This is a genomic window from Legionella sp. JM-2024 (genome assembly GCF_055389095.1).
On the sequence record NZ_AP039388.1, the window covers coordinates 1,856,248 to 1,879,749 of the forward strand.

Sequence of the window (23,502 nt, forward strand, 5' to 3'; positions counted from 1 at the left end):
GAGCATTACCCCCTAACTTGTTCTGGACGAACGGTTAAACTGATATCGCGAAACAAATTAAATGTTTCAACGTCTTTAGGCACGGGAAGCGGTGAGGCTTTATATATCGCTGTTTGTGCTGACCTATCTAATAAGGGATCTCCACTACTGCGGGTTAGGGACACTTCAAGTACTGTTCCATCTGGAGCAAGACGTATTCTGAATTGGCTTGACAGAGAGCTGTCAACATTTTCAGGTAAAATCCAATTGCGTCCAATTGCATTTACAATGAGTGCCTTGTATTTATCAACTTCACCAGCTATTCGTGCTTGCCTTTCAGCATTTTGAGCAGCTTGTTGCGCAGCCGCTGCTTCTTCTTGTTTTTTTCTTTCCATAGCTGCTTTTTCTTGTTCAGCACGAGCAGTCTCTGCTCTTAGCTTTTCGGCCTTTGCTTGTTCAGCTTTCAGCTTGTCTGCTTTCGCTTTTTCTTCCAATTTTTTCTTATTAAGCTCAGCTAATTTTTTAGCTTCTAATTCACGTTGTTTCACTAATTTCTCATTTTGCTTTTTTAACTCATCAATACGTTTCGCCTCTAACGCCTTTTGCTCTGCTAATTCTTTTAAACGTTTCTTCTCTTCTTCAGCTTGTTTTTTTCTGGCAATGGCAATCTTATTCGCTTCCTCTTTCAATTTTGCAACTTCTTGTTGCTCCTTGATTCTTTGTTGTTTCGCAGCTTCGGCTTGCCTTAATAACTCTTTTTGTCTGCTGAGTTCAGCTCTTTTTTGTTGTTCTCGTTCTTCCTTCAAACGATTAACTGTTTCCATGATTTCTTTATTATCAACACTAACTGCTTTTACAACCTCCTGTTGAGATGCAATTGGTTGTAACATGCCTGGGGAATTTTGGATTTCCTTGGTTAGAACCGGTCTTTTAGTGTTCGTATCAGTTAAAAGAAGGGCGATCAAAAAAAGATGAAGTATGACAGCAGAAAAGAATGCTTTTCTGTAACTAGGTGTATTTATTATCATGCCTTTCCCTCTGTTTCACCTGTCTCAGAATCAGTAAGTAATCCTACTTGCTCGGCACCTGCTTGCTTTAATAGAGCCATAGCTTGAACAACTTTACCATATGCGACCCCTTGATCTCCTTTAACAAGGACATTGAGTTTTTGGCCTGATTGTTTTGCCAACTCTAATTCTGCTGCAACCCTTACTAGTAATGCCTGAGCTTCAATAGGTTCTGCTGGGGTACTACTAATATTTAAAAAATAACTACCCAGTTGATTTACAGACACAATAATTGGTTCCCTATCAGAAGGCTGTAAATTTTGGCTTGCAGCTTTAGGAAGGTCTACAGTGACCCCTTGTGTGAGCATTGGTGCAGTAATCATAAAAATAACTAATAAAACCAACATCACATCAATATAGGGTACTACATTAATTTCAGAGATTGGACGTTCACGATTGGTTTTAGATCGCTTCATTTTAAATTTTATCCTCTAGACGAACCAGAAGTTTGTTGTTCAATTAAAGAAATCAGTTCTTCTTGGAATAAATCATATTTATTCAGCAAAGTATTAACCTGAGTTGTATACCTATTGTATGCAATAACTGCAGGAATAGCTGTAAATAGTCCTAAAGCCGTAGCAACCAATGCTTCCGAAATACCAGGAGCAACCATAGCTATTGTTGCTTGTTGTGCATGTCCCAAGGCCTGAAATGACGTCATTATACCCCAAACTGTACCAAATAACCCCACATAAGGTGAAATTGACCCAACTGAAGCAAAAAATGGTAAATGTTGTTCCAACTTTTCTGCTTCTTTAGCATGACTTATCTGCATGACTCGTTGTATTGGTTCAATAGTAACCGTACCTTGCTTCCTATTGCGAACAAACTCTTTAAAACCGGCATGGAAAATAGCTGCAATCCCTTGTTTTTCATCACTATTACTATCCACATCCGCATAAAGTTTGCTTAAATCACCACAATCCCAAAATCTTCTGGTAAACGCTTCCGTCAATTGTTTTCTACGATTAAAAAACCATGCTCTTTGAAATATCAATGTCCAGGAAACGACTGAAGCAATTAATAATATTAGCATCACGGTTTTTACTACCAAACCAGCTTGCATAAAATACATTAATACGTTTGCTTGATTAGCCACCATTTATCTCCAGTATTGAAGGCCTTAGTTATTCTTCCTAATAATATTAGGTAGTCGTTTGGGCTTTAAGTTTTCGCCAACACAGACTACTTGAACACTAGCCTTACAAATTAATTGTTCATGTTGATTAAATATTTTTTGATCAAATATAAGACTACATGCTTTTAATTCTTTGATTTTAGTCTCAACAGTTAATTGATCATCTAGCTTTGCCGGTAACAAATAATGAATAGTGAGCTCGTTTATTGCAAATAAAATATCTGATTTTATCAAATCACTTAAAATTAAATTATTTTCTCTTAATAACTCTGTGCGAGCCCTTTCCAAATAACAAAGATAATTCGCATGATAAACGATTCCCATGAAATCAACATCCTCTGCATAGACTCTTATGCTATGCTGATGATTCGAAATAAGATTCATGTACTATTCCTGTTCAATAGCATTAAAACCAAAATGCTGATAAGCTTTTGGAGTAGCCATTCTACCTCGAGGAGTGCGCATGAGAAAACCTTGTTGTATTAAAAAAGGCTCCAATACATCCTCTATAGTCCCTTTTTCTTCACCAATGGCTGCGGCTATACTATCGACACCTACTGGACCACCATTAAAGTGTTCAATAACTGCCAGCAACAATTTTCTGTCCATTAAATCAAATCCATGTTGATCAACTTCAAGCATTTCCAAAGCTTTTTGAGCCATATCAACAGTAATGATGCCATTTCCCTTTACTTCAGCATAATCTCGGACTCTTCTTAATAATCGATTAGCAATACGTGGAGTCCCTCTAGAACGCAAAGCAATTTCTTTTGCACCTTCTGGTTTTGTTGGAACATTAAGCAAATGAGCGGATCGAGCCACAATCTGGGTAAGTGAATCAACAGAGTAATATTCCAAGCGTTGTACTATACCAAATCGGTCTCTTAATGGCGATGTAAGCAATCCTGCTCTTGTTGTTGCTCCAATTAATGTGAAAGGAGGCAATTCCAATTTTATAGATCGGGCTGCAGGTCCTTCTCCTATCATGATATCCAACTTATAATCTTCCATAGCTGGATAAAGGATTTCTTCAATAACAGGGCTTAATCTATGTATTTCATCGATAAATAGAACATCATTTTGTTGTAAATTGGTTAATATAGCAGCAATATCTCCCGCACGTTCAATAACTGGCCCTGAAGTTTGTCTGATATTAACTCCCATTTCATGAGCAATGATATTTGCCAGTGTGGTTTTACCAAGGCCAGGTGGGCCAAAAATAAGAACATGGTCCAAAGGATCATTTCTCTTTTTTGCTGCATTAATAAATATCTGCATCTGGGAGCTTACCACCTCTTGTCCTATGTATTCACTTAAGCTAAGAGGCCTGATAGCTCTATCTATTGCTTCTTCTGAGACATTACTTTGACTACTGATTAAGCGATCACTTTCCAGCATAGAAGGTCTTGTAGGTTCGTATGAATGAAAATATTTTAGCATATGTTTATTGAATATCAGCTGTTTGCTGTAATAAATTAGCCTCATTTATTTAGTAAATAAAATAGTATTAAAACTTTGATTTGCACTTACAACCGCTCAAAGTAAGAGCTCAGTAAAGATATGTCACTTTATTGCCTGGATGGTATTCAGATTTTAAGGTTATATACAATGTAGTATATCTAATTGATATGTTAAGTGTTATCGCTGACAATATCCATTAATTGTTTCCGTGCTCTAAATATACGGGAACGTACAGTACCAATGGGACAATGCATTTCTTTTGCAATATCCTGGTAGGTTTGGCCATCAAATATGTGCATACCATAACACTGACGTAAATCTTCTGATAAACTTGACATCGCTGCTTCTATTTTTTTTTCAAATTCTAAACCCATGATGTTAGATTCTGGGGAGTTATAGTGGGCAGAAAATTGTTCGTCTACGTATTGCATTTCCGAATCAGTCCGCGAATTATGAGAGCGAAAATAATTCTTAATAGTATTTTGTATAATTTTATATAACCATGTTGAAAATTGGCTACGTTCATTGAAGTCTGGCAAATGCCTAAATACTTTAATTAGTACTTCTTGAGTTAAATCATTGACATTGACCCAATCATTAGTATAGAAATAAATCATTTGTTGAATTTTATGTTGATAGCGCTCAAATAGCTTATCGTAAGCTGGTCCATTTCCTTTCTGAGCCAACTCAATTAGATTTTCATCACTTAAAGTGGTCTCAATATTCATAAGTTCCTCGTTATTCCATTACTTGTTATTGCTTTTGAATAAGATAAAGTCAATGCAATGCGGGATTGTTTATAGTTTAACCATTATGTAATATTATATACTACTTTTTATTGCTGTTTAGGTGCAATAATCGCAATTGATAGATAGGTATCTGATCATTAAATAGAATTAACAATTGATTTTTTTTACCGGAAGAGAATTTCATAACTTGAAATAGAAGATTATGAATAAGAATTTTTAATTCGTCGTAATTGTGGGTTGTTCCATCCACTGCCTTTAATAGCCATTTATTGTTCTGTCTATATTGAATTTCTCTGATTTTATAGCAGACACTTTGATTAATTATATCGCATCTGAATTGAATAGTAATAAGAAGCAATAAGAAGGTTTTTATTATCGCATACAAAGAAGAATATAAAACCAGGGCAATGGTACATAAATAAAGAACCAGTACTAGTCTAAGATAGACTTTAGATTTACCTGGATTAATTGCAATTTCTAATGAATGAGACAATTTCAGCTAACTCTTTCTCTTGGGGCTCCTCGTGACCCATAACCCAAGCGTATAAAATGGGGTCATTGTGAGCTAATAAATTATCAAATGCAGTGAATTGACTTTCTGTAAGTTGATCAAGTTTCTTCTCTACAAATTTCTGAAAAACAAGATCAAGTTCTAGCATTCCACGTCTGCATTTCCATACCAACCTGGCTTTTTGTCTATTGTCCAAAATGGTTTCCTCTGTTGTTACTTCACGACAAATTAAAAAATACTAAATGAAAGTACTTACAATTATATCTGATTTTGGGAGAACAAATGATACACTACTCTATTTATAAACAAAATCACTGAATCTGGTATGAAAACCATTTTGGAATATGTAATTAATAATAGGCATTTTACAACGTTTAACCCAATCGAATCTGAGTTATTATTAAATAAGCAGAAAAATTACCTGTTTGATTTATCTTATATGGGAGTGATTGATTTGTTCGGCGAAAAATCCATTGATTTTTTGCAAGGACAATTAACCTGTGATTTAAGATTAGTATCTAACTCTACTATGATTCAAGGAGCACAATGCAATCTTAAAGGTCGAATTCTTAGCTTACTAGATGTTATAGATTGGCAAGGTGTAAAACTACTTCTTCCGCAAGATTTAATTGAAGTAACTAAAAATTCATTAACCAAAACCGCTCAGATTTCTCGAGTTGCTCTTAGTGTAAATAGCGATTACAAAATATTGGGATTTTATCTACAAAACAGCAAAGACCAAATACCTGACACATTACACTTGTCAAACAGTATCTATTCACTTTCTTATACCAAAAATTATTGTGCCTATCACATAGGAAAAGGATTCTATATTTATTTAATTCCCCTAGATTATTATGAAAAATTTTGTAAACCTTTTTTTGAAAATAATCAGTTACTGGGTTCGTTAACTTGGCACACTCTCAGACTATTTAATAGTCAAATGGATATCTATCTCAACTCTAGAGGCTTATTTTTACCACATAGAATTGACTTGCATCAGACTCAATACATTAGTTTTGATAAAGGGTGTTATAAAGGGCAAGAAATCATAGCAAGAACTCACTATAGAGCAACTTTGAAACATGAATTAAAGAAATGTATTATTCAAACAAATGATGAATTATATTCAGGGCAAAAACTGTTTAAATCTGATGAGAATACCGAGATAGGAGAATTAATTGATTACTCTTTACTTGGCCATGATCGTTATTTGCTTGTTGTAAGTATATTAAAAGAAAAATTTTCATCAGCTCGACTTGAAAAGCATAGTTTCTCTATTTCATTAGAGGAAGTAGTTCAGCCTTAATGGATATGGCTTTGCATAACTTAAAAACAATAAATTTCCAAAAGGACCAAGTCGTACCCGAACAAACTGGGAAACATTTTTCTAACAGTCTTGTAGCCATATTAGAAATGGATCCCTGTCTGCTCCAGTTCACTGATACATCAATCCTGGATCACACTCACCCTAATCCTCAAGATTTGCTTCAAATATTTTAACTTAGAAAAAGCATCCAAGACCCACTGCGCAACCTACTGTCACCGAATCTGCTGGATTTTCTAAGTTAAACATATGGAGCTACTCACTCTTCCCCGGCAACATTCGCTTCAACACTTTATCTTTATCAATGAAATGATGTTTAAGTGCACCCAAGATATGTAATGTAATAAAAGCAATCAAGATCCATGCGATGGTTTCATGAGACTCTTCCATTAATTCAGCCAAAGATTTATTGGGTTCTATCCAAGGCAATGGCGCTCTAAACAAACCAAAGTAACTTGGAATTTTGTCAGCAGCAACTGACATGATCCAACCGCTCAATGGCATAATAACCAAGAGCGCATAAAAACTATATTGCACAAACCTTGATAAGACTTTTTCCCAAGTCTTAATAGAAACAGGTAAGGGAGGTTTTCCGACAGCATGAATCCAAATAAAACGCAAAATCATCAAGAAAAGAATGGTAATTCCCGTCGATTTATGAAGCATATAGGCTGTTCCCTGGAATTGTTCAGGTATATCATCAAGAAAAAAACCCATTGTTAGCATTCCTATAACAGCTAATGCAATAACCCAATGAAACAATTTACTAAGTGGCGAATACCCTGAAGCAACTTTAGATGTCATTTATGTAACTCCCTTTCTATTTATCAATAAGATTCTGCCATTTTTAAATTAGATTGCAATGTAGTTTGTGTTAAATCAAGTAGCTCTCTGGTTGCAACTAAAAACATAGTATAATTCAATGTCGTACTCGATTTTAGATCGGTAAGTATATGATTCCAACGATCAATCAACGACACATGAGCATCTCCCCATCTAGACAATCGTGCTTGCAAATCCTTATTATTTGGTTCAAAACCCATTAAAGCTGCAGTTAATTGACGTTGTTGCCAATCCAGATCATCACGTAATGCCTCTCGAGACAGTGATTCCCAGTGATTATCTGTAGTATGAACAATAATCTGGGTACGAAGCCATGCGATATCCAGAAATTCACCTATGCCAAAATAAATCTCAGCTACTTTTGATATTTTTATATTATTCTCATAAGCAATTTCTATAATATCAGTGGCTGCAAACAATCCACGTGTAACGGTCAACTCATGGGCTAATTTTGGAGGTATTCCCTCATTAATACGTTCTTGATAGTGTTCATCGTATTGAGAGCGACTTACTTCACCAAAAACCGCTGGCATGGATTTTTTTAACTCATCGACACCTTTAGCATATAATTCAATAGCCTGTGTAATACCCATTGCTCTCCTATGGGTTCGCAAAAACCATCTGGTTACTCTTCTTGATAACCTGACATAGAGCATCATCATTTCGATTTGAGACTGTGCACTGATTTTAGTTCCAAGCTCCTCGATTTGCTTCCATATAGTTTCCAGGTTCAAGACGCTTCTCGCAATCATATAGGCTCTAACAATTGCTGAAACCGGAGCACCAGTTTCATCCTGCAATCTATACACATAAGTGAAACCCATTTCATTAACAATGATATTACTTAATCGGGTGGCTATAATTTCCCTTCTTAATGGATGATCCTGCATTTGTTTACTAAAATGCTCTTGCAAGGGTTTAGGAAATGAACCAACAAGGATTTGATTCATATAACTTTCTTCAGGTACTTCAGAAGCTAGAATTTGCTCTTTTAATATGGTCTTGCTGTAACACATCAAAACTGCGATCCCTGGCTGAGTTAACCCTTTCCCCATAAGTTTGTGTTCCATCAATACTTTTTCATCAGGTAAAAACTCTAGAGTTCTGTCAATTTTACCTGCTTTCTCCAATTCATTAATATATCGTCCATGTAATTCAATTGCTCTAAGTGCCTGAGAGGCGGTTAGGCTAATAGCTCGGGTTTGTAAGAAATTATCTCTAAGCACTAATTTGGCAACTTCATCCGTCATATTGCTCAATAATTCATTTCTTTGTTTAGGGGTAAGATCACCCGCAATCACAATATTGTTCAGCAAAATTTTAATATTGACTTCTTTATCTGAACAATTAACTCCTCCGGAATTATCTATAAAATCGGTATAAACTTTACCGCCATGTAAACTGTACTCAACTCGCGCTAATTGGGTTAATCCTAAATTGCCTCCTTCCCCTATCACTTTGCATCGTAACTGATTGGCATTAACACGCGTAGAATCATTTGTTCTGTCACCGACACTGGTATTACTTTCAGTGCTTGACTTCACATAGGTACCGATTCCAGCACTCCAAAGCAGATCCACTTCAGCTTTTAATATGGCTTTAATCAACTCATTAGGTTCAATAGAGGTTTGTTTTATTCCAAACACTTTTTGCATTTCAGGACTAATTTGAATGGATTTTGCACTGCGTGAAAAAACACCACCACCCTTTGAAATAAGTTTTTTGTCATAATCTGTCCAGCTGGATCGTGGAAGATTGAATAATCTTTCTCTTTCTTTAAAGCTTTTCTCCGCATCAGGGTCAGGATCAACAAATATATGAACGTGATTAAAAGCTCCTACGAGCTTAATACGCTTCGATAGCAACATTCCATTCCCAAATACATCCCCAGCCATGTCTCCAATACCGACGACTGTAAAATCTTTATTTTGTATATCTCTGTTCAGTTCATAAAAATGACGTTTAACTGATTCCCAAGCTCCTTTGGCGGTGATCCCCATTTTTTTATGGTCATATCCAACGGATCCGCCTGAAGCAAAGGCATCTCCGAGCCAGAATCCATATTCGAGAGAGATTGAATTGGCAATATCAGAAAATGTTGCAGTCCCTTTGTCTGCAGCAACCACAAGGTAAGGATCGTCTTCATCATAAAAAACAACATTTTGAGGTTTGACAACTTGTCCTTCTTTATAATTATCGGTTATATCCAATAATCCTCTTATAAACAACTTGTAGCAACTAATCCCTTCTTCCATTATTTCTTCACGAGTGGCATTAACTGGTATTTGCTTAGGCACGAAACCACCCTTCGCTCCACTTGGAACGATGACAGAGTTCTTTACTTGTTGGGCTTTCATTAAACCAAGAATCTCAGTCCGAAAATCTTCACGCCTGTCAGACCAGCGCAAACCCCCACGTGCCACCTTACCACAACGTAAATGCACTCCTTCAAATCGAGGGGAGTAGACGAAAATCTCAAACATTGGGTAAGGTTTTGGTACACCAGGAATTAATTTACTGGATAATTTTATAGAGATGTAATTTTTAGGATTACCCTGGTCATCTACTTGATAAAAATTACTACGTATAGTGGCGCCAATTGCATGCACATATTGTCTTATAATTCTATCTTCATCAAGATTTGCTACATTATCCAGATCAGATAAAATTTCAGAAACAAGAGTGACGTACCTATCCTCTCTCTTTTTTGAGTCATGAGGATTGCAACGAATTTCAAATAACTTAATTAATTTTTTTGCAATGGTTACATTATTGTTTAACGCCTTTTCCATATAATCCTGGCTAAATGTAAACCCTATTTGTCGGAAATATTTGGCATAAGTTCGTAATACAGCGACTTCCCTCCAATTTAGTCCTGCAGCTAATACCAATTGATTAAAGCCATCATTTTCTGCATTACCAAACCAAACTCTTGCGAATGCATTTTGAAATAACTCTTTAATTTCATCGAGATTAAATTCGCCGTCTTTATTGTATTGCATGGCAAAATCATTGATCCATGCCACCTTACCGTCTTCAAATTTCAAAACATATGGACGTTCACTAATTGCTCTTAATCCAAGGTTTTCCAGAATAGGCAATACATCAGATAACGGAATAGTAATGTCATGTTGATACACTTTTAACCTAAAACTTTTTTCAGATTCATCAAGAGGTTTATAAAAATTAATTCCAAGAGGATTTTCTGGATTTAACATCTCGATATGTTTGATGTCATAGACAGCAGTTCTGGGAGTAAAAGTATCAGAATAAGAAATAGGGAAAGCATTTTTATAGCGAGAATAAAGAGCGTTGGCCTGCTCTTCACCATATGCCTCATGCAAATGATGTTGCAAATCATCTATCCATGAGCGTCCCACTTCAATTAGTTTATTCTCGATTTCTTTTAAGTCAAAATCAGGTAAGTTCTTGGGGTTAACTCTTACAATAAAGTGGATTCTCGCCAGCACTGATTCGGAAAATTGGGTAGAAAAGGTGATTTCTTCTGCATTAAAGCTTTCTGCCAGAATTTTTTGCATGGCATATCTTAATTCTGTATTAAACCGATCCTTTGGAACATATACCAAACACGAAATAAATCGTTTATAAACATCCACTCTTGCAAATAGACGAATACGTTTTCTATCTTGCATGTAGAAAATACCCATAGCTATCTCGAGCAACTCATCTTCGGTACCCTGAATCAGGTCATCCCTTGGCAGGGTTTCTAATATATTCAGTAATACCTTGCCTGCATGGCTATATGGATTTAAGTTAGAATTTTTCATAATTAATGCAACTTTATGTCGCAAAAATGGGATGTGCTTAGGATTGGTATGATATGCTGCAGAAGTATAAAGCCCTATAATTCGTCTTTCACCAATGACTTCTCCTTTTTTGTTGAAACGCTTAACTCCAATGTAATCCGTATACGCGTCTCTATGAACAGAAGCCAAAGTGTTTGTTTTGGACATTACAAGAATTCGAGGTGATGAAATTAGTCCTTGTGCTTCAGGTCCCATGGCGGTAATGCTTCTTGCACTTGATTTACTCAAACTCTGGCGTAACACACCCAATCCGGTTTCAGGAATCGGCTGCAAAAAGGTTTCTTTTCCTCTTTTAACCAGATCGTAATCACGCAATCCTAAAAATGTAAAATGGTGATCCTCCATCCAATTTAAAAACGCTTTGGTTTCCTCAATTTCGTTCACGTCTATTATTTTGGGAACCGTATCAAGCTCTTTGATTATTTCTCGTACCTTTGTACGCATTTTGTCCCAATCTTCAAAGACAGCCCGATTATCCTCAAGAACACGTTCAAAATTTTTATGCAACTCTGATAAAACGAGAGGATCTGTTTGCCGATCAATTTCTATAAAAATAGGAGCCTCATGCAAAACATCATCACCAATAGCTTTACCATTTCTCGGGAGAATTTCGTAAACTCTATTATGGTTATCTCTTCTAACTTTGATCCCGCCCATATGGATAGTGAGATGTGAAGTCAAACCCATTCTATTAATTACTATGCGAAGAGAATCCACAATAAAAGGCATATCATCACAGATCACTTCCACAACAGTATGTGTTGTTTGCCAGCCATGACGATCATATTCCGGATTATAAATTCTAATTTTAGTTTCATTGGGCGCACGTTCACAAATTAATGACCAAAAATTAACTACTGCCCCATATAGGTCGTCGATATCCCACTCTCTAAGATCCTCAAGAGCTACGGTTCCATAAAATTGTTTGGCAAACTCAGCGCAAAATTCTGTTTGTTCTCCAGTCATAGTACGTTTAATTTTCTCTACAACCGCATCAACTATTACGTCTTTACCTTCTTCAAATTTATAGGACATTAATTCACCCCTTCAGGTTCACATATGCTCTGAAGCATTCATTATTGTTAATTATTGTATACATACTAAAGTATTCGTTGTTGCCCAAGCGGCCAACTCAATGATTGCATTATTATTCATACGAATACAGCCATGTGAGCCAGGTACGCCCAATTGGGTTGTATCCGGTGTGCCGTGAATATAAATATAACGCTGTAAAGTATCGACATCCCCACCCTTATTTCGACCTGGCTCTAATCCATCCAATTGCAAAATTCGAGTGAGTATCCAGTCTCTCTCTGGAAATTGTGCTGCCAATGATTCCGAATAAATTTCTCCGGTCCACTCTCTAGCAACCATAACGCTATTTACTGGCAAATCTAATCCGAGAATGGAATACACTTGATGCCAACCCCTTGGGGTACATTCACTATTAATTTTTTCACCAACACCATTTTTCCCAGATGAAATTGGATAGACTACAACTAAATGATCCTTTTCGAAACAGCTTAACTCCTGTTTTGTAGTGGAAATAAAAATGAATTTACTATCTTGTACCATATCTAAAATCACTAATTGCTATTGTTTTAGTATTTACGAATTCCAATATACCTTCTCTGGATAACTCTCTTCCATATCCCGAACGCTTTATTCCGCCAAATGGTAGCCTTGGATCGGAGGCTACAAATGCGTTAACAAAACAGGTTCCTGCCTCAATTTCATAAGTAGCAATATGCTCCCCTTTATTCAAATCCTGTGTGAACACAGCAGCGCCTAAACCATACTGGCCCATATTGGCCAGAGAAATGGCTTCTCTCTCATCTTTCGCTGAAATTATAACAATAACAGGGCCAAACAGCTCCTCATCAAATGCGGTCATCCCTGGTTTAACATTTGTCAATAATGTAGGTGGGTAAAAGTACCCTTTACTTTGTGGAATTATACCACCAAGCAATAATTTCGCACCTTGTTTAATAGATTTTTGTACTTGGATGTGTAAATTTTCTCGTAAATCTTTCCTGGCCATCGGACCCAAGTTAATATTAGGATCAAGTGGATCACCTATCTTGTACTTAGTAGTGAGACCTTTGATTTTAGATATTAATTTCTTTTCAATTGATTGAACTGTTATGACCCGCTTTGCAGCAATACAGACTTGTCCACTATTATTTAATCTTGAAGTCACAATGCAGTGAGCCGCGAGATCCAAATCAGCATCATCCAGAATCAAATAAGGATCCGAGCCACCTAATTCCAATAATGATTTTTTTAAGTTTTTTCCGGCAGTTGCTGCAACACTTTGCCCTGCTCGTTCACTTCCAGTTAGAGTCACGGCGGTAATAAATTGATTTTCAATTATGTGAGCCGCACCATCATTGTTTACAATTAAATGCTGAAATAATGAAGGAGGGAAGCCGGCATGTTCAAATAACTCCTGAATTTTATTTCCTGTTCCACTTGATATCGGGGCATGTTTTAAAATCGCACCATTACCTGCCATAATTGTGGGGGCTGAAAATCGAAAAACCTGCCAAAAAGGAAAGTTCCACGGCATTATAGCAAACACTATTCCTAAAGGCCTATAACAAACTTTTGCCATTTTCATTTCAGTTTGGATTGTCCTTGGCATTAAATATTGTTCAGCATTTTCAGCATAGTGCTCACAAACCCAAGCACATTTCTCAATCTCGGCTTTGCCGGCAGTAATTGGCTTCCCCATTTCCAAGGCCATTAAATGAGCTAACTCAAATTTTTTATCTTTTAAAATTTGCGCTAAATTAAGCATTAAAGAGCGCCTGACATCAAATTTGGAATTCTTCCAATTTAAGTATGCCTCGTGCCCTGCGGCTATTTTTTTATCTATTGTGGCGAAATCCAGGCATACGTAATTATTTAGTATTTCTTCTGTTGCCGGATTAACTGTTTGAATATCCATTTATTCACCAAATAAAATTAACATGACTTTAGTTTAGACCATATAAGAACAATTTTTACTTTAAAATAATCCACCTAACTTGCGCTTTGCTTTTGAATGTTGATACTATTTTTATATTCTAAGCTAGATTGTCATTAAGAACAGTAATAAAAATCAATATATTAATGAAACTAGAAATGTACATGACAAAAAAATTAGTCGTTCTCATGAAGCTGGGAATCTACTCATGATATGGTACACTGCGCCATCTCGTTTGGGATTTTTTGCGAGAATTACATGTTAGCGCAATACAGTAATTGACATGTACTGAGAGAATTATATTGTTTAAACCTAGGATAAGTAATGAATCCAATAAAGCCCCCTTTTACAATCACTCAGTATCTTGCTGCCTGGTCTGTACATATATTTACAGCTAGCGCTGCCTGTATTGGTGTTTTTAGTTTGTATAAAATTTATCAGCATGATTATATTTTTGCTTTATGGCTTATGGCTATTACTGTGTTTATTGATGCTGTAGATGGTAGTCTTGCTCGATTAGTTCACGTTAAAAGTGTTTTACCTAAAATAGATGGCGCATTATTGGATAATATTGTTGATTATTTAAACTATGTTATTACTCCCTGTTTTTTCCTGTTAGTAAAACCAGGCATGTTACCAATAGATTATGTAGTACCGATAATATCTGCGATTACAATAACATCTGCTTACCAATTCTGCCAGGATGACGCCAAAACACCTGATCATTTTTTCAAAGGGTTTCCTTGTTATTGGAATATCACCGTGTTCTATATGTATATTTTTGAAACTTCTGAGATTATTAATACTATTCTTTTGTCGCTTTTTTGCGTACTGATTTTTGTGCCAGTAAAATATGTTTATCCATCAAGGCTGGATTACCTGACCGAGTCCAGGATCTTGAAAATATTAATGCATTGCTGTTCTGCACTATATGGAATCAGTTCACTTTGTTTGCTTATTAATTATCCTGAAACAAACAATCTATGGGTTAGTTTATCATTAGGTTATGTCAGCATGTATTTATTGTTGAGTTTTTACAGAACTTACTACCCAATGCTCAAAGCCAAAATGGCAGCAAATAATAAAAACTAGAGGTTATGACCATTACCCTCTATTTTTTTGTTACATGATAGACTTTGTCTAATTAATGATTAAAATAGCAACTTAATTTTGTTTTTTGAGGAAATTATGTCATTAATTAATCACCTTACTAAAGTTATGTTAGTAACAGCTTTTGTATCAAATGCAACCATGGCTGCTTCAATTTTTCCACGTGGCTGCGAGGTTACAGGTTTTGGCTATAGCGAAAATTATCTCATTTTAAATGAATCAGGTAATCAAGCTTATTATCTAATTCAAAACCGTTCGGACTCCAAGATTGAACTTGAACGTTTTGACAACTCAGATGCTTTTATGAGTCCTCCTTTGCAAACATCATTAGACTCCATGAATTGGGCTGCATTTGCCTCTGATGTAAAAAATTTAAATTTCAAATGTTACAAACATGTTGAAGACAATACTTCTTTAGTGGATTGCCGTGACGTACTAGAAATCTGCCAATACCCTCGTGTAAAATTCGCACTCAGTAACATGGGTAATTATTGGATTTCTACTAACAAATCACAAAATGAAGTCATTCAGGAATCAGTAGCTAAGGGAATCTATTTAAAATGGTGATCAGTGGATAGAACAAAGTACGATGTTATCTACATAATACTGGGGATTACAGGTGCTTTATTACTTATCTATGGGCATGGTCAGGATGTTCCTCAAGGATATTATATTTTTGGTTCAATAGCACTGCTGGTTACTGCAATTCATTATAACCTGATTTATTTTATAGCTTTGGAGTTAATTCTGGGAGCTGGCCATACCTCCATACTTCTGGGTATGGGGCCATATATTGGGGCAGCATTACCTTCACTATTGTGTCTGCAGCTGCTGGTTTTCTATTTAATATTAGGTAAGGAAAATAGTATCTTTGTATTAATTGGCATTATTGGAATAGCTCTGCTTTCTATAGGTCTTGCCTATAATAATCAAATCATATTTTTTTCTGGAAGTTCAAGTGTGGCAATATATGCTTATTATAGTGCTTATAAGGGACAATATGTTTCTTATATTTGGGGCGTTCTTAATACAGTGTTTGCTTCTTTTGCGCTTTATAAGTTGTTATTTTGAAATTGATTTTTGGGGAATTGAATAATGGCTAGAACTCCATCAAATATGCTTCCGTTAGGCACAGTAGCTCCTCATTTTGAATTAGAAGATGTGACTACCAGAAGTAGCATTAGATTAAGTGAAACACCTCATTATAATGCTACTGTGATTATGTTTATTTGCAATCACTGTCCTTTCGTTAAACATATAAATAATGAACTAACGCGACTTGCAAACGATTATATTCCTAAAGGAATTCGTTTTTTAGCCATTAATTCTAATGACGTAGAAAATTACCCGGATGATTCTCCCGAAAATATGATTCTGTCTGCAAAATTATATCAGTACCCATTCCCCTATCTTTTTGATGAAACTCAAGAAGTTGCCAAAGCATATAACGCGGCCTGTACCCCTGATTTTTTTGTATTTGACTCTCATTTGTCTTTAATGTATCGAGGACAATTGGATGATTCAAGACCGGGTAATAGTGTTCCGGTTACCGGAGAATCGCTCCGTCAAGCTTTAGATTGCATACTAAATAACAAAGCTTTAGATTTTGAACAAAAACCAAGTATTGGATGTAATATTAAATGGAAACCCTAAATAACGTGAGTTTGACATAAAAAAGCGCAATGCCTTTTATGCCGCTAAACGAACGTTATCAGGTAAAAAAGCAACACTTTTTTGTGCGGGATCCAGTCAGAATAAAGCAAGTTCGATAGAGGCAGATTATTTTTTGCTTCTATCGAACTTTGAATGAAACGATGCTTAATATCAGTACTTATTAAATCCATCTATTTGAATAAAACAAATACCGATATTGAGTGCACATAAAGTACTATTTACAACATTGCTTAACAGATGAAGTTACTTGCTCAAGCTCCAAATCTTTTTCTGCCTGTTCAACTGCTTTAGCAGATTCTGAACGTTTTGTTGTAAAGAAGCCACTGCTTATTCCCAATGTCAAGCCGATTACAATTGCGTTAGCAATCACTTTCAACAAATTCTTGAGGTAATCTCCCCAGCCTAAGTCTTTCTCCAGGACTGGTTTTGCTTCATCAATCGCTAATTTACAAGCCGCCTTAAATTTAAGTCCCGCTTCGGCATGTTTAATTTCAGGATTTTTTAAATCAATAGCGTATTGATCACGAGCCTCTTGCAATTGGTTTAAAAGCACTTTAGCTGCTGCATAAGCTTTATCATATTGATGTTGATTGATCTCGCCTATTTTACTTTTAAGGCCATGTAAAGCTATATCAACAGTATCTAAAGCAGCCTGTATTTTTTTATTAAGCAACTCTTCTTCTTTTGTTTTTGGTATAGTTTTATCAATATCCACAACTGTGACAGTTGGTTTTTCCTTGGGACCCAAAATTTGTAAAAATCCTGGCACTTGTTTTACTCTACCGCCTTCAAGTAATAGCGGATTAACTCCACCTAATATAGCTTCAGAATCTTTTTCTCGTTTTCTTGCTGGAGCATTTACCCAATCAATTAAAATTCTTCGGGCTTCGAATACGACAGCAACCACCTGAAATAATTCCATCACTTTACTTGGTTCTATACCAACTCTCTCTCTTGGGCGATTTAGAGCTAGAATAATTTCAGAAGTATTTCGGTCAACAGGCACATCATGACCGACTATTCTTGCCAAAGCGTTTGGATTATCAGAGTTTTCTAATAATACTCCTGTCAATGCTTGCAAATTTCCACCCTGGGTTAATTCCTTGATGTTTCCACCATTAGCCAGCATTAAGGAGGCAACCTGTTCAGGACTAGTAAATGCCATTACCACATGACTGTTTTCATCTACGCCATGCTTATACATTTCAAAGATAAGCCTGGAAATTGCTCCATGCGGGTCATTTAAAAGATCATGAATGTTGTAATGCAGGCTACCCAACTCACCATGTTTGGTTTCGTAAGCAATAGAGAAATAAGTTTTTTCACCAGTCACTAGAGCTTCAGCATTTTTTTCAATCGCTTGTATGAATTGTGCTAGTGGGCCAGCTTCAGTACCACGGATAGCTAATTCTTTCAACAATACACTCATTAAAGCAGTTTGATTTTTTAACGGTATATTTTTTACAACTATTGTTCCTAAATTAACATCACTTTCAGAAACAGTACCGTTTTCAAGAGTAAGAATACCGGCTTTTTGAGCGATTTTTAATATATCGGCCTCTTTTAAACCAGGCAGCATTAATTGTACCATTTGTATCAAAGACATCTTATCTACATTTCTTTGTGCTTGAGCTACTGCAGTCTCAATCACCTTTCTAGCCCGATAAATTTCTATGTATAATTCCCTTTCATGCCGGTTGACCTGTTTAGATAATTCATCCATCTCTTGCGTTTTGAATATACGCTCTTCGTTTGGTAGTTTATTAACGTGAATAGCTAACTCTGTTCTTAAATTTTTGTATTTTCGTAATAAATCATCCATGTCTTTAATGCCAGCATTTATAAATTCATTTGCTGCTTTTTTCACTTCAGGCCATAAAATTGCAACTTGTTTTCGTGCTTCGATATGACGTTTTTCTACTCTTTCAAATTCCTCTTTTATTTTGGCTTCCCTTCTTATTATATCGTTCTCAATAAAAAGAGCTCTTCGCTTCATTTCCTGCCTGTCGTGCGCAGAAATTATGCCCTCGATATTTTTCTTTCTATTCCCTTTAATTTTATTTAATTCACCTATTTGCCCTTCTTTTAGTTCTTTTTGATTTCGATCAAAATAATTGGCCAAATCTTGGTACCTTTTTAATAATCCAAAAACTTCCTTATAATTACTTTCACTTATTACTAAACCTTCTCTTTTTAAGAGCTCGGCAACTTGTCTAAATTCTCGTAAATTTTGAGCGATAGGATTTTGTTCTCTCTTAGCTTTGGACATAACAATGATACCTCAATAATTAAAGTGTGCTAATTATACTCAGAATTCATCATTTTGTCACACATTATTGATTAATTTTTATAAATTAAATTAATATGTTGATCAAGTTAATCAATAAAAGAGCATTATTGTGCGGGTGACCCGCACAATTTAAGGAACAAAATAAATGGATATCATTGAATTTTAAAGAAAACTATTCGGTCTAACTATAAACCAATTATTTGGAAGGTATAATTTCAACTTGAAGATTAGCAATGACATCACTGTGAACATGCACTTCTACTACATAATTGCCAATAGAGTGCAATGGTCCTTCAGGCATAACAATTTCACGCTTGCTGACTTCCATTTGTTTTTCTATCAAAGCATCCTTAATTTCATTAACACCAACGGAACCATATAATTTACCTTCATCACTAGCCATTGCACTAATAACTAAAGTAATGTCATTCAATTTAGCAGCACGTTGTTCTGCATTAGCCAATGATTGTTGAGCCTTTTTCTCCAACTCTGAACGACGCTTTTCAAACAGATCGATATTTTGTTCTGTTGCAAATACGGCTTTATTTTGTGGTATTAAGTAATTACGTCCATATCCTGATTTAACATGTACTTTATCACCTAAATTTCCCAGATTACGTACCTTCTCTAATAAGATTACTTCCATCTTAATAACCCCTTACGTTGATTCTCTCACCCTCTCAGGGAGATATAATCGAAAATTAAATAAACTATCCAATGAGCCAAAGACAATGTAGGCAAATAAGACAAAGAATGGTTTTAGTAATATCAATAGAAATAGTAAAATCACTACTCTGACTTGCCATTTTCTAGCTAATATATAGTAGGCCAAAGAAAACCCGGATAAAAAGAAATACGCAAGAAGTAATGGCAAAGTACTAATAGCAGCCGGAACCTCAAAGTATGACGCGATGGATATGAGAATTAGCATCAAAAATGAAAATCTACCGCTACGAAACTCCAATATTTCTTGTTTAAAACCACCGGGCATAAATAGTTTGGCTTGTATCGACCTGGCAAACATTAATGAGATTACCGCTGAGACAATCACACTCAATATCTGAATGCCCAAAAAAATCTGAGCCAAACTTAAAAAACCAAGTCCGTCTGTGCTATTTTCTATTAGTTGTTTGTAATCCTGAAATTGAGACAATATCACCTTAAATTGGTTAAATTGCCCACTTACAAAGTCAGGAGCCAAAATTTGAATTGACAGAAACACCAGGAATGCCTGAATTAGAAAACTTCCAAATACATTTGACCAGCTCGCTGTTTTGCGTAAAGTTAAAGCAGCAATATAGCAAGGCAAATAAGCAACCATTGTATTAATTAACGCCATTTCCAGAGGCAACAACATTATTAGAGGCACAGAATGGATAATCAATGCAGGTAGCATCACCTCAAATCCAGGTCTTGCACCTTTCCTCAAGGTAATTAAACTCACTAAGGCAACCGATAACCAAGAGGCAAAAGGAACTATTGAAAGAATAACAGCGCAAAAAATGGCATACTGTTTGTTTTCAAGAAGCGCCTTGCTTTGTCTAATTATAAAATTACCTGCAGGATTCATTTTTTATCTATGGCTATCACAATAAGGCAACAAACCAATAAATCTCGCGTGCTTAATTGCCTTGGCTAATTGTCTTTGGAAACGGGTTTGTGTACCAGTTATACGGCTTGGTACAATTTTACCTGTTTCAGTAATGTAATTTTTTAATAAATTGATGTCCTTATAATCAATTTCATTACCACCCTCTGCGCTAAAGCGGCACATTTTTTTTCTACGAAAATAAGCTGACATAAATGCTCTCCTCTTAAGCGGCTTTAGTTTCTTTTTCTTTCTTCATTAACACAGATTCTGTCGTAATCGCTTGCTTTTGGACAGTAATTAAATACCTTAGAATTGCGTCGTTAAATTTAAATGCGTTCTTAATTTCATTAAGTGCATCAAGATTACACTCAATATTCATTAGAATATAATGAGCTTTGTGAACATCATTAATCGAATAAGCTAACTGACGACGACCCAAGTCTTCTTTACGATGTATTTTACCGTTATGTTTGGTAATAATCCCCTCATAGCGCTCAACCATTCCTGGTACTTGCTCGCTTTGGTCAGGGTGTACTAGAAACATAATTTCATAATGTCTCATGGTTTCTCCTTATGGATAAAGCCTTCCAATATTCATATACTAGTAAGGCAAGGTTTTTAAAAACCGCCAATTATAGCCTCTTTATTAAATTCTTACAATCTCAGGACGATTAATATTGAAAAATCGGGGGCTCAAGGAGCACTAATCTTAAAACTAACAACTGTGTTTAGTAATTTATTTTTATATAATTTCACTAATTTTATGAGTTTTAAAAATTAAAACTGATTATAGTTTTTGGTTAATTACTCTAAATGACAGAATGATGTTCTGTTTAACTTATACTCACTCAAGTAATATTCCAAGCTTAAGTCAAAAAATTTTATAAATTTTACAGTAATTTATAGTGACAACTGTTATCAAAGTAAGGTACCGTTCGTGGATAAATGACACCAGTTATTTATTAATATTTGGAATAAATTATTATACAAAGAGGTTTTTTAATGGACATATTAACCCTTAAGTTTGAAGAGCCGCTCATGATTCGTATCTCTAACACCGTTGTTAAAATATTAGCTTTTAAAACACAGGAAAATGGGAATATAAAATTTGGAGTAGAAGCGCCCAGGTCAATTAACGTGCATAGAGAAGAAGTCTTCCAGGCAATTAAACAAAAGGAAACTCTAACTATACTTGAATAATAGCGAATAAATGCAAGTTATACCTTTAAGATGTTTTATCTTATTAGCAGGGACTATTTTGGGTCTATCGCTAATTGCTCTAATTATCAATCATTTTTACTATCAATTCCCGGGAAACAATTATTTTCCACCAAATACATCAATTATAGCCTGCATTATCTTATTAAATTATATCGGCTTGACTTTAGTGTTTGGCAAAAATAATAGACTTACTCGGTCCAACTTAGAATTAATCAATATTTTTGTTGTTATGTCAATCATTGCTTTGGCAACAAACGCTGTTCAGCTAACGCCATTCACTCCAATTGACAAGCAAATTATAAAGCTGGAAGAGCAATTAGGTATTAATATGGTAGCTATTCTGGAATGGACTAGTAAACATCCCTATTTTAAATACTTGTTGTCTATTATCTATGACACCTTAACATATCAAATGAGCATTATACCCTTATGTGTTATAATTTCAGGACGATTTCATATCCTCAAAGACTATTATTTCCTATTACTTTCCACGACATTACTTGGCTTTACTTACTATTATTTTTTCCCAACTACCGCACCTGCCAGTGAAATACATAGTCATTTATTCCTCCCTGAACAAATCGCAACAGGCTTTAAATTTCATCAAATTCATAATCATATTCAACCTACAACCATTGAGGGTGGTTTAATTGCTCTTCCTTCATTTCACTCGATCTGGGCAATTTTATGTGTTTACTTAGTCAAAGATTGGTTTATTCCATGCATGATATTAGCGATAATTAATGTGTTGTTGATGGCTTCATGTGTGCTACTTGGTTGGCATTATCCTATTGATATCTTAGCTGCATTAGCTCTCATTGCTTTATGCTATTATTTTTTGACTTTGATCAAAGTTAAGAATGATAATCTGAAGTAAGCTACGGTAAACCTGTAAAAATCAAAATATATCGGATTAAAATACCCTGACTGTCAGCTTCTTTTTCCTGACGTATTGATAACTCTTACTGCTGTCCCAACGGACACAAGACTATATAAATGATCAATATCCTCAGGAAGCATGCGTATACAACCCGCACTCACTTTTGCACCAATTCCATCGACCCGATTAGAACCATGAATCAAAATAGTCGGCCAGCCCAAACGTAAAACATATTTACCTAAAGGATTATAAGGACCTGGAGGAAACTCACCGGGAATTGGTGCACCAATATTTTCAGCAGCTTTTTGCAATTTTTCTGTTGGTCTCCAGGTAGGATTAACTTCTTTGGATACAATTTTAGTCAATCCCAAAGGGGTTTCCCAGCCTTTTTTACCTATCCCTACCGGATAAGTAATTACGACATTCTCATCCTGAGGAAAATAATATAGGCGATACTCTGCCAAATTAATGACTATACCTTTTTGAGGAACGTTTGGAAGAGTAAAACGTGAAGGAATAATTAACCTTGTATTAGCTGCCAGTGGATATTTTGCATCCACTCCTGGGTTAGCTCTCACCATTTCGTAATAGCCAATATTAAAACGTCTGCCTACTTCATCTATGGTTTCACCAAACTCAGAAAACGCTACCTGAAATTCACCAACAGTATTCCCACTTTCAGGCAATACATAGACCATTGCAAAAGAGTATTTACTCAACAAAAAAATTAGATACAAAATTCTTTTCATGTTTTTGGCTTCAAAATCATCATGACTTTGTTTTGAAATGTTTCCCAAAGGACCTGGGCTGAACGAACCGAAACTCGACCGTGAGTGAGCGGGATACACACCATTTGTACCGCTCCC

General features: G+C 35.6%; 25 protein-coding genes. 7 read left to right on the forward strand and 18 right to left on the reverse strand.

The window, feature by feature from the left end:
* Window positions 1-5 precede the first annotated feature (5 nt).
* The 8 genes from tolA to ACZ5EK_RS08300 form a co-directional block, all read right to left on the reverse strand.
* Window positions 6-1,007, reverse strand: coding sequence for a cell envelope integrity protein TolA (gene tolA / locus ACZ5EK_RS08265; RefSeq protein ID WP_464428969.1), 1,002 nt, complete (start codon window positions 1,005-1,007; stop codon window positions 6-8).
* A complete protein-coding gene (tolR, locus tag ACZ5EK_RS08270) occupies window positions 1,004-1,462 on the reverse strand; it encodes a protein TolR (protein ID WP_464428971.1) in 459 nt (152 codons plus the stop codon). Before tolR ends, tolA begins: the two co-directional genes overlap by 4 nt.
* 8 nt (window positions 1,463-1,470) lie before the next feature.
* A complete protein-coding gene (gene tolQ / locus ACZ5EK_RS08275; RefSeq protein ID WP_464428974.1) occupies window positions 1,471-2,148 on the reverse strand; it encodes a protein TolQ in 678 nt (225 codons plus the stop codon).
* A 21-nt stretch (window positions 2,149-2,169) separates the two neighbouring features.
* Window positions 2,170-2,568 (reverse strand): tol-pal system-associated acyl-CoA thioesterase, encoded by a 399-nt coding sequence (gene ybgC, locus ACZ5EK_RS08280; protein WP_464428976.1) that lies wholly within the window; start codon window positions 2,566-2,568, stop codon window positions 2,170-2,172.
* 3 nt (window positions 2,569-2,571) lie between these two features.
* Window positions 2,572-3,582, reverse strand: coding sequence for a Holliday junction branch migration DNA helicase RuvB (gene ruvB / locus ACZ5EK_RS08285; protein WP_464428978.1), 1,011 nt, complete (start codon window positions 3,580-3,582; stop codon window positions 2,572-2,574).
* Window positions 3,583-3,815: 233 nt separating this feature from the next.
* On the reverse strand, window positions 3,816-4,373 hold the full coding sequence (locus ACZ5EK_RS08290; RefSeq protein WP_464428980.1) for a sigma-70 family RNA polymerase sigma factor: 558 nt from the start codon (window positions 4,371-4,373) through the stop codon (window positions 3,816-3,818).
* Between the two features lie 100 nt (window positions 4,374-4,473).
* Complete coding sequence (locus ACZ5EK_RS08295) at window positions 4,474-4,887, reverse strand: hypothetical protein (RefSeq protein WP_464428982.1); 414 nt, start codon at window positions 4,885-4,887, stop codon at window positions 4,474-4,476.
* Window positions 4,859-5,101 carry an FAD assembly factor SdhE gene (locus ACZ5EK_RS08300; protein WP_464428984.1) on the reverse strand — a complete coding sequence of 81 codons (243 nt, stop codon included), beginning with the start codon at window positions 5,099-5,101 and terminating at the stop codon, window positions 4,859-4,861. Before ACZ5EK_RS08300 ends, ACZ5EK_RS08295 begins: the two co-directional genes overlap by 29 nt.
* A gap of 129 nt (window positions 5,102-5,230) precedes the next feature.
* Here ACZ5EK_RS08300 and ygfZ point away from each other — a divergent pair, with 129 nt between their 5' ends.
* Entirely contained in the window at window positions 5,231-6,214 is a 984-nt protein-coding gene (gene ygfZ, locus ACZ5EK_RS08305) for a CAF17-like 4Fe-4S cluster assembly/insertion protein YgfZ (RefSeq protein ID WP_464428987.1), read from the forward strand.
* A 273-nt stretch (window positions 6,215-6,487) separates the two neighbouring features.
* On the opposite strand, the gene ACZ5EK_RS08310 is transcribed toward ygfZ, so the two are convergent.
* The 4 genes from ACZ5EK_RS08310 to ACZ5EK_RS08325 are packed head-to-tail and all read right to left on the reverse strand — an operon-like array spanning window position 6,488 to window position 13,852.
* On the reverse strand, window positions 6,488-7,036 hold the full coding sequence (locus ACZ5EK_RS08310) for a cytochrome b (protein ID WP_464428989.1): 549 nt from the start codon (window positions 7,034-7,036) through the stop codon (window positions 6,488-6,490).
* A 23-nt stretch (window positions 7,037-7,059) separates the two neighbouring features.
* Window positions 7,060-11,937, reverse strand: a complete 4,878-nt coding sequence (locus tag ACZ5EK_RS08315) for an NAD-glutamate dehydrogenase (protein ID WP_464428991.1) — start codon at window positions 11,935-11,937, stop codon at window positions 7,060-7,062.
* A gap of 51 nt (window positions 11,938-11,988) precedes the next feature.
* The gene (locus ACZ5EK_RS08320) at window positions 11,989-12,477 is read right to left on the reverse strand and encodes a L,D-transpeptidase family protein (RefSeq protein ID WP_464428993.1); all 489 of its coding nucleotides are present in this window, start codon (window positions 12,475-12,477) and stop codon (window positions 11,989-11,991) included.
* Window positions 12,464-13,852, reverse strand: a complete 1,389-nt coding sequence (locus tag ACZ5EK_RS08325; protein ID WP_464428995.1) for an NAD-dependent succinate-semialdehyde dehydrogenase — start codon at window positions 13,850-13,852, stop codon at window positions 12,464-12,466. Before ACZ5EK_RS08325 ends, ACZ5EK_RS08320 begins: the two co-directional genes overlap by 14 nt.
* A 342-nt stretch (window positions 13,853-14,194) precedes the next feature.
* Here ACZ5EK_RS08325 and pcsA point away from each other — a divergent pair, with 342 nt between their 5' ends.
* The 4 genes from pcsA to ACZ5EK_RS08345 all read left to right on the forward strand — a co-directional run bounded on the left by pcsA (window position 14,195) and on the right by ACZ5EK_RS08345 (window position 16,633).
* Window positions 14,195-14,962, forward strand: a complete 768-nt coding sequence (gene pcsA, locus ACZ5EK_RS08330) for a phosphatidylcholine synthase (protein ID WP_464428998.1) — start codon at window positions 14,195-14,197, stop codon at window positions 14,960-14,962.
* Window positions 14,963-15,058: 96 nt separating this feature from the next.
* Window positions 15,059-15,547: an enhanced entry protein EnhB gene (locus ACZ5EK_RS08335; RefSeq protein WP_464428999.1), complete on the forward strand. Its 489-nt coding sequence runs from the start codon at window positions 15,059-15,061 to the stop codon at window positions 15,545-15,547.
* Between the two features lie 3 nt (window positions 15,548-15,550).
* On the forward strand, window positions 15,551-16,051 hold the full coding sequence (locus ACZ5EK_RS08340; protein WP_464429001.1) for a hypothetical protein: 501 nt from the start codon (window positions 15,551-15,553) through the stop codon (window positions 16,049-16,051).
* A 24-nt stretch (window positions 16,052-16,075) separates the two neighbouring features.
* Entirely contained in the window at window positions 16,076-16,633 is a 558-nt protein-coding gene (locus ACZ5EK_RS08345) for a thioredoxin family protein (RefSeq protein WP_464429003.1), read from the forward strand.
* A 235-nt stretch (window positions 16,634-16,868) separates the two neighbouring features.
* Here the strand turns inward: ACZ5EK_RS08345 and ACZ5EK_RS08350 are convergent, their stop codons facing one another.
* The 5 genes from ACZ5EK_RS08350 to rpsF form a co-directional block, all read right to left on the reverse strand.
* Window positions 16,869-18,923, reverse strand: a complete 2,055-nt coding sequence (locus ACZ5EK_RS08350) for a Dot/Icm T4SS effector LegC6 (RefSeq protein ID WP_464429004.1) — start codon at window positions 18,921-18,923, stop codon at window positions 16,869-16,871.
* Between the two features lie 217 nt (window positions 18,924-19,140).
* The gene (rplI, locus tag ACZ5EK_RS08355) at window positions 19,141-19,590 is read right to left on the reverse strand and encodes a 50S ribosomal protein L9 (protein WP_464429006.1); all 450 of its coding nucleotides are present in this window, start codon (window positions 19,588-19,590) and stop codon (window positions 19,141-19,143) included.
* Between the two features lie 12 nt (window positions 19,591-19,602).
* Window positions 19,603-20,514 carry a hypothetical protein gene (locus ACZ5EK_RS08360; protein ID WP_464429009.1) on the reverse strand — a complete coding sequence of 304 codons (912 nt, stop codon included), beginning with the start codon at window positions 20,512-20,514 and terminating at the stop codon, window positions 19,603-19,605.
* Window positions 20,515-20,517: 3 nt separating this feature from the next.
* Window positions 20,518-20,745: a 30S ribosomal protein S18 gene (gene rpsR, locus ACZ5EK_RS08365; protein ID WP_010947320.1), complete on the reverse strand. Its 228-nt coding sequence runs from the start codon at window positions 20,743-20,745 to the stop codon at window positions 20,518-20,520.
* A gap of 13 nt (window positions 20,746-20,758) precedes the next feature.
* Window positions 20,759-21,097 carry a 30S ribosomal protein S6 gene (gene rpsF, locus ACZ5EK_RS08370; RefSeq protein WP_464423822.1) on the reverse strand — a complete coding sequence of 113 codons (339 nt, stop codon included), beginning with the start codon at window positions 21,095-21,097 and terminating at the stop codon, window positions 20,759-20,761.
* A 440-nt stretch (window positions 21,098-21,537) separates the two neighbouring features.
* On the opposite strand from rpsF, the gene ACZ5EK_RS08375 reads away from it, so the two are divergent.
* Both ACZ5EK_RS08375 and ACZ5EK_RS08380 read left to right on the forward strand, forming a co-directional pair.
* Entirely contained in the window at window positions 21,538-21,735 is a 198-nt protein-coding gene (locus ACZ5EK_RS08375; RefSeq protein ID WP_464429010.1) for a carbon storage regulator, read from the forward strand.
* Window positions 21,736-21,745: 10 nt separating this feature from the next.
* Window positions 21,746-22,633: a phosphatase PAP2 family protein gene (locus ACZ5EK_RS08380; protein ID WP_464429011.1), complete on the forward strand. Its 888-nt coding sequence runs from the start codon at window positions 21,746-21,748 to the stop codon at window positions 22,631-22,633.
* 53 nt (window positions 22,634-22,686) lie between these two features.
* On the opposite strand, the gene ACZ5EK_RS08385 is transcribed toward ACZ5EK_RS08380, so the two are convergent.
* Window positions 22,687-23,385 (reverse strand): L,D-transpeptidase family protein, encoded by a 699-nt coding sequence (locus ACZ5EK_RS08385; protein ID WP_464429014.1) that lies wholly within the window; start codon window positions 23,383-23,385, stop codon window positions 22,687-22,689.
* Window positions 23,386-23,502: the final 117 nt, after the last annotated feature.